The organism is Pseudoxanthomonas dokdonensis (assembly GCF_001431405.1).
GTDB classification, from domain to species: domain Bacteria; phylum Pseudomonadota; class Gammaproteobacteria; order Xanthomonadales; family Xanthomonadaceae; genus Pseudoxanthomonas_A; species Pseudoxanthomonas_A dokdonensis.
The window spans coordinates 222,169-235,231 of sequence record NZ_LDJL01000005.1; the positions used below are offsets into that span (position 1 = coordinate 222,169).

General features: G+C 64.6%; 7 protein-coding genes and 1 pseudogene. 3 read left to right on the plus strand and 5 right to left on the minus strand.

Going from position 1 to position 13,063, the window contains the following annotated elements; genetic code table 11:
- Positions 1 to 12: 12 nt before the first annotated feature.
- The 5 genes from ABB29_RS06145 to ABB29_RS16650 all read right to left on the minus strand — a co-directional run bounded on the left by ABB29_RS06145 (position 13) and on the right by ABB29_RS16650 (position 7,892).
- Entirely contained in the window at positions 13 to 921 is a 909-nt protein-coding gene (locus tag ABB29_RS06145) for a 5'-nucleotidase (protein ID WP_057657727.1), read from the minus strand.
- A 121-nt stretch (positions 922 to 1,042) separates the two neighbouring features.
- A complete protein-coding gene (locus tag ABB29_RS06150) occupies positions 1,043 to 1,534 on the minus strand; it encodes a hypothetical protein (protein ID WP_057657728.1) in 492 nt (163 codons plus the stop codon).
- A gap of 192 nt (positions 1,535 to 1,726) precedes the next feature.
- A complete protein-coding gene (locus tag ABB29_RS06155) occupies positions 1,727 to 2,497 on the minus strand; it encodes an NAD kinase (RefSeq protein ID WP_057657729.1) in 771 nt (256 codons plus the stop codon).
- A gap of 195 nt (positions 2,498 to 2,692) precedes the next feature.
- Positions 2,693 to 7,549 (minus strand): NAD-glutamate dehydrogenase, encoded by a 4,857-nt coding sequence (locus tag ABB29_RS06160; RefSeq protein ID WP_425414737.1) that lies wholly within the window; start codon positions 7,547 to 7,549, stop codon positions 2,693 to 2,695.
- A 52-nt stretch (positions 7,550 to 7,601) separates the two neighbouring features.
- Entirely contained in the window at positions 7,602 to 7,892 is a 291-nt protein-coding gene (locus ABB29_RS16650) for a hypothetical protein (protein WP_245622548.1), read from the minus strand.
- A gap of 128 nt (positions 7,893 to 8,020) precedes the next feature.
- Between ABB29_RS16650 and ABB29_RS06165 the strand changes: the two genes are divergently transcribed.
- The 3 genes and pseudogenes from ABB29_RS06165 to ABB29_RS06175 all read left to right on the plus strand — a co-directional run bounded on the left by ABB29_RS06165 (position 8,021) and on the right by ABB29_RS06175 (position 13,047).
- Positions 8,021 to 8,635: a TetR/AcrR family transcriptional regulator gene (locus tag ABB29_RS06165; protein ID WP_057657731.1), complete on the plus strand. Its 615-nt coding sequence runs from the start codon at positions 8,021 to 8,023 to the stop codon at positions 8,633 to 8,635.
- Between the two features lie 62 nt (positions 8,636 to 8,697).
- A pseudogene (locus ABB29_RS06170) lies at positions 8,698 to 9,861 on the plus strand (efflux RND transporter periplasmic adaptor subunit); the annotation flags it as partial.
- A gap of 24 nt (positions 9,862 to 9,885) precedes the next feature.
- Positions 9,886 to 13,047: a multidrug efflux RND transporter permease subunit gene (locus ABB29_RS06175; protein WP_057657732.1), complete on the plus strand. Its 3,162-nt coding sequence runs from the start codon at positions 9,886 to 9,888 to the stop codon at positions 13,045 to 13,047.
- The last annotated feature ends 16 nt before the right edge of the window (positions 13,048 to 13,063 follow it).

Consider the following 13,063-nt stretch of genomic DNA (forward strand, 5'->3'; position numbering starts at 1 on the left):
CGGTTTCCTGCTTCAGGGATCGTTGGCCACACCGTGCGGCACATGGCCGGCGGCGACGTGATGACGGGCGCTCTCGATGTTGTGCTGGGAGTCGTCGAAGAAGATGTCGGCACCGAAGGCTTCCAGGAACGGGCCTTTGTGGCGGCCACCGAGGAACAGCGCCTCGTCCAGACGCACGCCCCATTCGCGCAGGGTGCGGATGACCCGTTCGTGCGCCGGTGCCGAGCGCGCGGTCACCAGCGCGGTGCGGATCGGCGCCGCCTCGCCGCTGGGGAATGCCGCCTGCAACAGATGCAGCGCCGACAGGAAATTCTTGAACGGGCCGCCCGACAATGGCTCCCTGGCGCGCTCACGCTCATGCCGTCCGAATGCCTCGACCCCCTGCTCGCGCGAGATGCGTTCGCTCTCGTCGCCAAAAATCACCGCGTCGCCATCGAAGGCAATCCGCAGCTGGTCATGCCGCTGCTGTGGTGCACTGGCCGGCAGGATGGTCGCTGCGGCGACGCCGTGCTCCAGGCTGCGCCGCACCGATTCCGGATTGGCTGACAGGAACAGATCGGTGCCGAACGGCCGCACGTATGGCCAGGTCGGTTCGCCGGCGGTGAAGGTCGCCCGGCTGATCGCCAGTTCGTAATGCTGGATCGAATTGAAGATGCGCAGACCGGTATCAGCGGAGTTGCGTGACAGCAGGATGACCTCGACCCGTGGCGCATCCGCCGGCGCACCGACGTTGAGCGCCAGCAGCTTGCGTACCACCGGGAAGGCGATGCCGGGGGCCAGCACATCGTCCTCGTGCTGGCGCTGGTAATCGCTGTAGGCGGTAATGCCCTCGGCTTCGAACAGCCGATGGCTTTCTTCCAGATCGAACAGGGCGCGCGATGTCACCGCGACGGTCAGCAAGCGGGGGGTGTTGTCAGCCATGCGTACAGTATGGCGGTGCGGCCGCGCCGGCGCGAGCGGCCGCCCGGCGCAACCGTATCCTGCCGCGCCGCCGTGGTCGGATCCGCCGCTACGCTTGCGCACGCAGCGGGCCTACCGCGCCTCAGCCCTGGCCGCGCGAATCGACGATGAAGCGCGTGGCAGGCCCCAAGCGGTTGTCGTGGGTGACCGCGCGAGCCTCCACTTCCAGCCGGAACGGCTTCTGCTGTGATGGTGCGCTGTCGTTCCACATGAACAGGATGTTGTTGCGACGACTGTTGCCGACCACCGCGACCGGGCTGTCGGGAAACATCTCGGACGGCGCTTCACCCGATACCACCTTGAACACGAAGCCGACTTCGTCAACCTTGAAATCGCCACGTGGCCACAACAGGCGCACGCTCAGCAGGCCGACGTCATCACAGCGGCCGATGCCCGCGCCAATGCCACGGGTGACGTTGGTGACTTCTATTTCCGGCGCCTCCAGCTCGCCGTCGCCGCTGTCCTGACTGTTGTCGACAATGGCAAACGGCTGCAGGCCCGTCTCCAATCCACACGCAGTCGCTTCCAGCACCGGTGCCAGCAGGCACAGTGCGGTCAGTATCAACCGTTTCATCTGCAACTCCCCTCTCCCGGCTGGCAAGGCCCTCCCCCGGCCAGTCCGCAGCCGGTTATAGCATCATCGGCCGGCGCATGCCGTGCGCCGCGTGGCAGGCTCGCGAATGCGTCTGCGTGGTTGGCGGCTGCAGTGGCAGCGGGTGACTGTGGAACAGAAGGCAGGACGGGCGCGATCCAGCGGCGTGGGCCGCTAGACCATGAACTGCTCGCTGAGGATGCGCTCTTCCAGATTGTGTTCCGGATCGAACAGCAGCGTGACCATGCGGTCCTGCGATTCGCGAATGGTCACCTCGACTACGTCGCGCACTTCATGCGAATCGGCGGTGGCGCTGACCGGACGCTTGTACGGATCCAGCACCCGGAACTTGATCTCGGTGTTGGCCTTGAGGATCGCGCCACGCCAGCGGCGCGGGCGGAACGGCGCAATCGGGGTCAATGCAATCGTGCGCGAACCCAATGGCAGGATCGGGCCATGCGCGGAGAAGTTGTAGGCGGTGCTGCCGGCGGGGGTCGCGGTCAGCACCCCGTCGCAGATCAATTCATCCAGCCGGGTCTGGCCATTGAGATCGATGCTGATGTGCGCGGCCTGCCGGGTCTGCCGCAGCAGCGACACTTCGTTGTAGGCCAGCGATGAAGTGCTGGTCCCCGACTCGGTCGATGCCAGCATTTCCAGCGGGCGCAGGTTGGCCGGTTCAGCGCCGGCAATGCGCTCGAGCAGATCGGCGTCACGGTACTGGTTCATCAGGAACCCGACCGTGCCCAGCTTCATCCCGTACACCGGCTTGCCGAGGTTGGCATGCCGGTGCAATGTCTGCAGCATGAAACCGTCGCCACCCAGCGCGCACAACACGTCGGCCTGTTCCGGTTGATGACTGCCGTAACGCTCGGTCAGCAACTGCAGCGCCCGCTGCGCTTCCTCGGCGGGGCTGGCAAAAAAAGCGATGTGCGGCGTCGTGCTCATCCGGTTCTCCGTGCGATGGATACAGCATAGCGGTTGCCATGGCGAGGTGTCGCTTGCCGGCGGATGCCAGCCGCGGATGTGCAGATACCGCCGTCAGCTTCACAGACAGGACGGCCCGCATCATGCGGGCCGTTGACTGCAGGCTCGCCAGCCACGGACACCCGTGGCTGGCGACGACGCGCCCAGGCCGCTGGCTCAGGCCTTGCTGGCCAGCTGGGCCAGGCGCTGCACGGCCACCGATGCGGTCGGATAGTCCAGGCTCTTCTGCGCGGCCACTTCATCCAGCATCTGCAGGGTAAAGCGCAGGCCAGGCTCGTCGCGTTGCATCCACTGGTGGACCTTGGCTTCGGCGCTGTTACCGGGCATCTTCAACACCTGTCCGGTCAGCGTGCGCTGGTGGCTGGCCAGTTCATCGCGCAACACGCCACGTGCCACCGCATGCCAGCGGCCATCCACCTGCAAGGCCTCGATCTGAGCCAGCAACCACGGCAGGTGCAGCGCCTCGCCCAGACGATAGTGGACCTTCGACACTTCGACCGGCTTGAGCTTGCGCTCGCGTGCCAGTTCGATGATGTCGCAGGAAGGCTCCAGGTACGGTAGCGCCGCCAGTTGTCCAGCCAGGCCGACCGGCAGGCCCTTGCGCTTCCAGGTCGCCAGGCTGGCGTCGTAGGTCGGGCGCAGCGAGTCCGGCAGCACGCCTTCGGCGGCACGGATTTCATTGAAACCGTCGTGATAACGGTCGACCGCGGTGGCAATCGCCGGAATCGGCCCCTGCCGGGTCAGCAGCCAGCGGGTGAAGGTGCGCTGGACCTGCCAGATGGTCTGCAAGGCATCGATCTGCACCGACTCGGGCACCTTGCCATCAAGCGCATCGATCTGCGTCCACAGCTCGCGTGCATCCAGCGTTTCGCGGGTGATGGTGAAAGCCTTGGCCACTTCGGCCGGGGTCCGGCCGGTGTCTTCCTGCATGCGCAGCAGGAAGGTCGCGCCCATCCGGTTGATGGTGGTGTTGGTCACCGCCGTGGCGATGATCTCGCGCTTCAGCCGGTGATTCTCCATTTCATTGGCGTACTTCTTCTGCAACGGCTTGGGGAAATAGCGCTGCAGTTCCTTGGACAGGTACGGATCTTCCGGAATGTCCGATTCCAGCAGTTGCTGGAACGCCACCAGCTTGGAGTACGACAACAGCACCGACAGCTCCGGCCGGGTCATGCCGAGGCCACGCGACTTGCGTTCGGCCAGTTCGGTGTCCGAAGGCAGGAATTCGATCTGCCGGTCCAGCAGCCCCTGTGATTCCAGGGTCTGGATGAAGTGCTGCTTGGAGCCCAGTCGCGATGCACTCATCCGCTCCATCAGGCTCAGCGCCTGGTTCTGGCGGTAGTTGTCCCACAGCACCAGTTCGCCGACTTCATTGGTCATGTCGGCGAGCAGCTTGTTGCGTGCCGGCTGGGTCAGCTTTTTCGCCTGGACCACGCCATTCAGCAGGATCTTGATGTTGACCTCGTGATCCGAGGTGTCGACACCGGCCGAGTTGTCGATGAAGTCGGTGTTGAGCAGCACGCCCTGCTGGGCGGCCTCGATGCGACCCAGCTGGGTCAGGCCGAGATTGCCACCCTCGCCTACCACCTTGCAGCGCAGGTCACGGCCATTGACGCGCAGACCGTTGTTGGCGCGGTCGCCGACATCGGCATGGCTCTCGCCGACAGCCTTGACGTAGGTGCCGATGCCACCGTTCCACAACAGGTCGACCGGCGACTTGAGGATTGCACTCATCAGTTCGTTCGGGGTCATCGTGCTGACGCCTTCGGCGATATCCAGCGCCTCGCGGATCTGCGGGGTGATGTCGATCGATTTCAGCGAGCGCGGATAGACGCCACCGCCCTTGGAAATCAGCTTGCTGTCGTAGTCGGCCCAGCTGGAGCGCGGCAGCGCGAACAGGCGCTGGCGTTCCTTGAAGGTACGCGCGGCATCCGGATTCGGATCCAGGAAGATGTGGCGATGATCGAAGGCCGCCACCAGGCGGATGTGTTCGGACAGCAGCATGCCGTTGCCGAACACGTCGCCGGACATGTCGCCGATGCCGACCGCGGTGAAATCCTGGCTCTGGCTGTCACGGCCCATGGCCCGGAAATGCCGCTTGACCGACTCCCACGCACCGCGTGCGGTAATGCCCATGCCCTTGTGGTCGTAACCGACCGAACCGCCGGAGGCGAAGGCATCGCCGAGCCAGAAGTTGTGATCAATGGCCAGGCCATTGGCGATGTCGGAGAAAGTGGCGGTGCCCTTGTCGGCCGCGACCACCAGGTACGGGTCGTCCTGATCGTGGCGGACCACGTTCTGCGGCGGCACGATCTTGCCGTCGACGATGTTGTCGGTGATGTCCAGCAGGCCCTGGATGAACAATTTGTAGCAGGCGATGCCTTCGGCCAGCACCGCGTCGCGGTCGCCGGTCAGCGGTGGTCGCTTGACGAAGAAGCCGCCCTTGGCACCGACCGGCACGATCACCGTGTTCTTGACCATCTGCGCCTTGACCAGGCCCAGCACTTCGGTGCGGAAGTCTTCGCGGCGATCCGACCAGCGCAGGCCGCCACGGGCGACCGGACCGAAGCGCAGGTGCACGCCTTCGACCCGTGGCCCGTAGACGAAGATTTCGCGGTAGGGACGTGGCTTGGGCAGGTCCGGCACCTGAGCCGAATCGAACTTGAAACTGATCGTCTGCGCCGGCTGGCCGTGTGCGTCGCGCTGGTAGTAGCTGGTCCGCAGGGTTGCTTCCATCGCGCCCATGAACCCGCGCAGGATGCGGTCGTCGTCCAGGCTCGATACCCGATCCATCAGTTTCAGCAGCACCCGGTGGGTGACGCTGGCCTGCTGTTCGCGGCTGCCTTCACGTGCGTCCAGCACTTCCTGCAGGGCCTTGCGGGTGACGTCGTCACCATCGGCCAACGCGCGCAGCTGCTGCGCGAAGCGTTCGCGTCCGGCCTGGATCTCGGCCTTGCTTTCGCGCCCGACGGCCGGGTCGAAGCGTGCCTCGAACAGCTCGATCAACAGCCGCGCCAGCAACGGATAACGGTTGAGGGTTTCCTCGATATAGCTCTGCGAGAACGGCACCCCGGTCTGCAGCAGGTACTTGCAGTAGCCACGCAACAGCGCGATCTGGCGCCAGCTCAGGCCAGCGGCCAGCACCAGCCGGTTGAAACCATCGTTCTCGGCATTGCCGTGCCAGATGTTGGCGAATGCTTCCTCGAAAATGCCGCTGATGCGCTCGACGTCGAACTCGCCGTTGGCCGCCTGCACCTCGAACTGCTGGATGTAGGCCACTTCGCCGTTGGCTTCCAGCCGGTACGGATGTTCGGAAATGACCCGCAGGCCCATGTTCTCCATCATCGGCAACGCATCGGACAGGGCGATGTCGGCTGCCTGGCGGTACAGGTTGAGGCGCAGGTTGCCTTCGCCGGCGCGCGGCCGCGAGGCGCTGTGCAGGCTCAGGCGCAGATCCTCGGGCCCGCTCAGGGCGCTCAGATTCTGGACATCGTTGGCCGCCAGTTCGGCGGACACGGTTTCGATGTAGCCAGCCGGCAGGGCGCGACCGAAATGGTTGGTCAGCTTCAGCCCTTCGGACTCGCCATGGCGGCTGATCAGGGTTTCGCGCAGATCGTCCTGCCAGTTGCGCAGCAGATGGGCCAGTTCGCTTTCGAGCTGGGCGATGTCGACCGCGACGCGCTCGCCATCCTTCGGCCGGATGGTCACATGCAGCTGCGCCAGCGGTGACTCGCCCAGCTGCACGTTGGTATCGACGTATTCGCCGTGCAGTTCCTTCTTCAGCAGCGCTTCGATGCGCAGGCGTACGTCGGTATTGAAGCGTTCGCGCGGGATGTACACCAGCGCCGAGAAGAAGCGGCCGTAGCGGTCGCTGCGCAGGAACAGTTTGCTGCGCACGCGTTCCTGCAGACCGAGGATGCCCATCGCGGTGCGGGTCAGTTCTTCAGCCGAGGACTGGAACAGCTCCTCGCGCGGCAACGTCTCCAGGATGTGCCGCAGCGCCTTGCCGCTGTGGCTGCTGGGCGACAGGCCGGACTGGCGCATCACGTGTTCGTGGCGCTCGCGCACCATCGGGATTTCCCACGGCCGGCGGTTGTAGGCGCTGGAGGTATACAGGCCGATGAAACGCTGCTCGGCAATCGGGGTGCCCTTGGCGTCGAATTCGAGCACGCCGATGTAATCCATGTTGCCCGGGCGGTGCACGCTGGAGCGATGGTTGGTCTTGGTCAGGATCAACGCGTCCAGGGTGTTGGACTTTGACAGCTGGTGCGCGGCCAGGGTCTTGACGCTGCGCGGCGCGCCGGCGTCCTTGTCGCGCAGCAGGCCCAGCCCGGTGTCATCGACCGCCTTGAGGATGCCTTCGCCGCTGCCCTTCTCGACCCGGTATTCGCGATAGCCGAAGAAAGTGAAGTGATCGTTGGCCGCCCAGCGCAGGAATTCCTGCGCCTCGTGCCGGCCGCTGTCGCTGACCGGCAGCCGCCGGGTGGCCAGATCATCGGCCAACGCCAGCATCTTCTCGCGCATCGGACCCCAGTCGCGGACGATCGCCCGCACCTGCTGCAACACCTCGGCGATACGCTTCTCGATCGAGGCCATGTCGGCGGCGGCCTGGCGGTCCACTTCCAGCAGCATCATCGACTCCGGCTTGCCTTCGCCGATGGCCTGGATGCGGCCGGCCTTGTCGCGTTGCACGCGCACCAGCGGATGGCCGAGCACGTGGATGCCAATGCCCATGTCGGCCAGCGCCATGCTGACCGAATCGACCAGGAACGGCATGTCGTCGTTGACGATCTGCACCACTGTATGCGGCGACTCCCAGCCGTCCTGCTTCAGGCTCGGGTTGAACACCCGTACATTGGCGGCGCCGGGCTTGCGCACCCTGGCAAAGGCCAGCATCTCGCTGGCGATGGCTGCCCAGCTCTGCGGCGGGTGATTGGGGTATTCGTCGTCTTCCATGCGCTTGTAGAACGACGTGGTGAACGCTTTTGCTTCTTCCTGGCGCGCGGCCGGCACGATCTTGCGCAGCTCGGCCAGGATCGGGTCGAGCGAGAAGCCGGTCGAGCGATCAACGGCATCGTTGACCTTCAAGGTCCTGGCCTGCTGAGTGGTAGTTAAATGGCCTGCTCGTGGCGGCTTCGAAACCTTGGCTGCCGGCTTCGCGGATGACGATTTTGCGGTCTTCGCCTTGGCCGGCGCGGCGTTCCTTGCGGGGGTGCTTGATGAGGTCTTGGAGGGTTTTTTTACAGGCTTTTTGGTGTTGCGGGCAGCGTTCATGCAGGCCAATGCTCAACAGGTTCGAAGACAATGTTTCATTGTACTGCCGCGCGCCATGACAACACTTGTTGCGCGGCGTCATGAAACCTCGCCGCAGCGACTCTGGACGACGACTTCCGGCACATCCGGTCGGACCCTTCGTTTGTGCACAGTTGGCCCGGTTTGCATAGCTAGGCAGAATCTGAACTGGACGGTATAGTCCAACCCGCCATGAGTAGCCCCGAACGGACCAGTTCTTCCGATGCACGCCGCGCGCGCGTGGAAGATGCCGTGCGCGGGCTGTTGGCCGAACAGGGCTTCCGCATCAGCATGGAGGCCGTCGCCGCGCGCGTCGGCTGCTCCAAGCAGACCCTGTACAACCAATATGGCAGCAAGCAGGAACTGCTGCGCCAGGTCATCGAATCGCACCTGGGCCAGGCGACCGGGCCCCTGGCCCAGCGCCAGGATGACCCGGCGACCGCGCTGATGGCCTTCGCCGAACAGCACCTCAACCATCTCTGCGACCCCTGGACCGTGGCCACTGGCCAGCTGATGTGTGCCGAAGCACACCAGTTCCCGGAGATGGCACAAGCGGTATTCCACGATAGTTGCGATAATCTGACCAACAAGCTCGCTGCATGGTTTGCGCGGGCGATGGACAAGCAGTTGCTGCGCCGGGCCGATCCCCAGATGACCGCCGAACTGTTCCTGGGGATGGTCGTGGGCCTCGACTTCGACCGCCAGCGTTTCAAGGTTCCGCATCGCGATACCCATCTCAAGCGTCAACGATGGGCGCAGTTCGCCGTTGACAATTTCCTGCGTGCGTTTGCTCCCGTGTCCAACTGACGGGCCGCAGCCACCCACATCCACCGTATTCCTCTGGCACTTCCCGAAACGGAGCTTCCCTCATGACCGCCCCACTCCGCACCCTCTTCCTCAGCGTCGCCGTCGCCACCGCGCTGGCTGCCTGCAGCAAGCCCGAGCAACAGACACCGCCGCCACCCGAAGTGGGTGTGATCAAGGCCAGTCCGCAGGCGGTTCCGCTGCAGCGCGATCTGGTCGGACGCCTGGCCGCTTATCGCAGCTCCGACGTGCGCGCACGGGTACCGGGCGTACTGCTGAAGCGGGTCTATGAGGAAGGCAGCCTGGTCAAGGAAGGCCAACTGCTGTTCAAGATCGACCCGGCACCGTTGCAGGCCTCGCTCAGTGGCGCCCAGGCCAACCTGGCCTCGGCCGAAGCCACCTACGCCAACGCCCGCATCGCCGCCACCCGTGCGCGTGAACTGGCGCCGCAGCAATATGTATCACGCTCGGATCTGGACAATGCCGAAGCCGCCGAGCGCAGTGCCGCGGCCGCCGTGCAGCAGGCCCGCTCGACCGTGGCCAATGCCCGCATCAGCCTGGGCTACGCCGACGTGGTGGCACCGATCTCCGGTCGCGCCGGCAAGCAGCAGGTCACCGAGGGCGCACTGGTCGGCGAAGGCGCGGCCACGCTGCTGACCACGGTCGATCAGATTGACCCGCTGTACGTCAACTTCTCGCTCAGCGTCAGCGAACTGGAAGCCCTGCGCCGTGCGCAGAGTGCCGGCGGCGTGACCCTGAGCGGTGATGGCGAAAGCAGGATCGAAGTGCTGCTGTCCGACGGCAGCGTGTACCCGCAGCCGGGCACGCTGGACTTCTCCGACACCATCGTCGACCCGTCCACCGGCGCCATCTCGCTGCGCGCGACCCTGCCCAACCCGGACCACCTGCTGTTCCCGGGCATGTTCGTGACCCTCAAGGCCACCCTCGGCGAACGCAAGAACGCCTTCCTGATCCCGCAGCAGGCGATCCAGCGCGACGCCGCCGGCGCCTATGCGCTGGTGGTCGGTGCCGATGGCAAGGTGGCGCGCAAGAACGTGGAAACGCAGGGCGCCCAGGACGGCAAATGGCTGATCACCAGCGGCCTGGCCGCGGGCGACCAGATCATCGTGTCCGGCCTGCAGAAGAGCAAGGAAGGCGGCCAGGTCAAGCCGGCTCCGTGGAATCCGGATGCTGGCAAGGGCCAGCCCGCCAAACCCGCCGCCGCGCCCAAGCAGTCCTAAAGGAATCGCGTCATGCCTAAATTCTTCATCGAACACCCGGTATTTGCCTGGGTGGTGGCGATCCTGATATCGCTGACCGGGGTCATCGCCATCCTCAACCTGGGCGTGGAGTCGTATCCCAGCATCGCCCCGCCACAGGTCACGGTCAGTGCCAGCTATCCCGGCGCCAGTGCCGACACCACTGAAAAAGCGGTGACCCAGATCATCGAGCAGCAGCTGACCGGCATCGATCACCTCCTATACTTCAGCTCGTCGTCCAGCTCCAGCGGCCGCGCCAACATCACCCTGACCTTCGAAACCGGTACCGATCCGGACATCGCCCAGGTCCAGGTGCAGAACAAAGTCGCCCTGGCGACCCCGCGCCTGCCGACCGAGGTAACCCAGCAGGGCGTGGTGGTGGCCAAGGCCAACGCCGGCTTCCTGATGGTGGTGGCGCTGAAATCCGAAAACACCAGCATCGACCGCGATGCGCTGAATGACATCGTCGGTTCGCGCGTACTCGACCAGATCTCACGCGTGCCTGGCGTCGGCAGCACCCAGCAGTTCGGTGCCGAGTACGCGATGAATATCTGGCTGGACCCGGACAAGCTGCGCGGTTTCAACCTGGCCGCCAGTGAAGTGCTGGCCGCCGTGCGCGCACAGAACGTGCAGTTCGCCGCCGGTGCGATTGGTGGCGACCCGGCCCCCAGCGACCAGGCCATTACCGCGACGGTGTCGGCCGAAGGCCGTTTCAGTTCGCCGGAACAGTTCGAGAACATCATCCTGCGCGCCAACAGCGATGGCACCACGGTGCAGCTGAAGGACGTGGCCCGGGTTGCGTTCGGCGCTTCCAATTACGGCTTCGACACCCAGTACAACGGTGTGCCGACCGGTGCCTTCGCGATCCAGCTGCTGCCCGGCGCCAATGCGCTGAACGTGGCCGAGGCGGTGTCGGCGAAGATGGACGAACTGCAGGCGACCTTCCCGCAGGGCGTCACCTGGTTCTCGCCGTATGACAGCACCGCGTTCGTCAAGATCTCGATCGAGGAAGTGGTCAAGACCCTGATCGAGGCGATCGTGCTGGTGTTCCTGGTGATGCTGATCTTCCTGCAGAACCTGCGCGCGACCATCATCCCGACCCTGGTCATCCCGGTAGCGTTGCTGGGCACCTTCCTCGGCATGACCGTCATCGGCTTCACCATCAACCAGCTGACCCTGTTCGCGATGGTGCTGGCGATCGGCATCGTGGTCGACGACGCCATCGTCGTGATCGAGAACGTCGAACGCATCATGACCGAAGAGAAGCTGCCGCCGAAGGAAGCCACGCTCAAGGCGATGGGCCAGATCACCGGTGCGGTGATCGCCATCACCGTGGTGCTGGCGGCGGTGTTCATCCCCAGCGCGTTGCAAGGTGGCGCGGCCGGTGAGATCTACAAGCAGTTCGCACTGACAATTGCCATCGCGATGGCGTTCTCGGCGTTCCTGGCCCTGGGTTTCACCCCGGCGCTGTGCGCGACCTTCCTGAAATCGACCCACGATCAAAAGAGCAACTTCGTCTATCGCACCTTCAACAAGTACTACGACAAGATCGCCGGCACCTATGTCGGCCACATCGGCAGTGCGGTGCGCCATGCGCCGCGCTGGATGGTGATGTTCGTGCTGTTGACCGTGCTGTGCGGATTCCTGTTCACCCGCATGCCGGGCAGCTTCCTGCCCGAGGAAGACCAGGGCTATGCGCTGGCCATCGTGCAGTTGCCGCCGGGTGCGACCAAGCACCGCACCAACGAGGTGTTCGCGCAGATGCGCGGCATCCTGCAGCAGCAGCCGGAGTTCGAGAGCATGCTGCAGGTGGCCGGTTTCAGCTTCGTCGGTTCCGGTGAGAACGTCGGCATGGGCTTCATCAAGCTCAAGGACTGGGCCGATCGCGACATCGACGCCACCCAGTTCATCGGCAAGATGAATGGCGCGTTCTACGGCATCAAGGACGCCGGCATCTTCGTGGTCAACCTGCCGACGGTGAATGGCCTGGGCCAGTTCGGCGGCTTCGACATGTGGCTGCAGGACCGCTCCGGCGCCGGCCGCCAGGCATTGATGCAGGCGCGCAACATCCTGCTCGGCAAGGCCGCCGAGAAGCAGGACCTGCTGACCGGCGTTCGCCCGAACGGACTGGAGGACTCGCCGCAGCTGAAGTTGCACGTCGACCGCCTGCAGGCGCAGTCGATGGGGATGTCGTTGAGCGATATCTACAGTTCGATCCAGCTGATGCTGGCACCGGTGTACGTCAACGACTTCTTCTACGAAGGCCGCATCAAGCGCGTCAACATGCAGGCCGATGCGAAGTTCCGTACCGATGCCGATTCGCTGAACCGCTTCTACACCCCGTCCAAGCTGTCGAACGAGGCCAGCGGCCGCCCGTCGATGATTCCGCTCAACACGGTGGTGACGCCGGAGTGGATCACCGACTCACCGTCGCTGTCCCGCTACAACGGCTACTCGGCGGTGGAAATCGTCGGTTCGCAGGTACCCGGACGCAGCTCCGGCGAAGCGATGAACGCCATGGAAGACATCGTCAACAACGAATTGCCGCAAGGCTTCGGCTACGACTGGAGCGGCCTGTCCTACCAGGAAATCCTGGCCGGCAATACGGCAACACTGCTGCTGGTGCTGTCTATCGTGGTGGTGTTCCTGTGTCTGGCCGCGTTGTATGAAAGCTGGTCGATTCCGGTGGCGGTGCTGCTGGTGGTGCCGCTGGGTGTGCTGGGTGCGATCGTGTTCGCACTGCTGCGTGGCCTGCCCAATGACATCTATTTCAAGATCGGCCTGATCACGATCATCGGCCTGGCTGCCAAGAACGCGATCCTGATCATCGAGTTCGCGGTCGAACAGCGACAGGCGGGCCTGACCCTGCGCGATGCCACCATCGAAGCGGCGCGCCTGCGTTTCCGCCCGATCCTGATGACCTCGTTCGCGTTCATCATGGGCGTGTTCCCGATGGCGATTTCCACCGGTGCCGGCGCCAATGCGCGCCACGCCATCGGCACCGGCGTGATCGGCGGGATGATGTTCGCCACCTTCCTCGGCCTGTTGCTGATCCCGGTGTTCTTCATCGTGGTCCGGCGCATGCTCGGTGACAAGCTGGACGAGCCTTCGAAGGAGTATCTGGCCAGCCAGAAACCGTCGACCGCCGCCCACTGAAGGGCGTCGGTGGCAG

Excerpts from the sequence above, each read along its gene's own strand:
- ABB29_RS06155 (WP_057657729.1), bottom strand. The coding sequence starts at position 2,497 with ATGAGCACGACGCCGCACATCGCTTTTTTTGCCAGCCCCGCCGAGGAA.
- ABB29_RS06145 (WP_057657727.1), bottom strand. The coding sequence starts at position 921 with ATGGCTGACAACACCCCCCGCTTGCTGACCGTCGCGGTGACATCGCGC.
- ABB29_RS06165 (WP_057657731.1), top strand. The coding sequence starts at position 8,021 with ATGAGTAGCCCCGAACGGACCAGTTCTTCCGATGCACGCCGCGCGCGC.
- ABB29_RS16650 (WP_245622548.1), bottom strand. The coding sequence starts at position 7,892 with ATGACGCCGCGCAACAAGTGTTGTCATGGCGCGCGGCAGTACAATGAA.
- ABB29_RS06150 (WP_057657728.1), bottom strand. The coding sequence starts at position 1,534 with ATGAAACGGTTGATACTGACCGCACTGTGCCTGCTGGCACCGGTGCTG.
- ABB29_RS06175 (WP_057657732.1), top strand. The coding sequence starts at position 9,886 with ATGCCTAAATTCTTCATCGAACACCCGGTATTTGCCTGGGTGGTGGCG.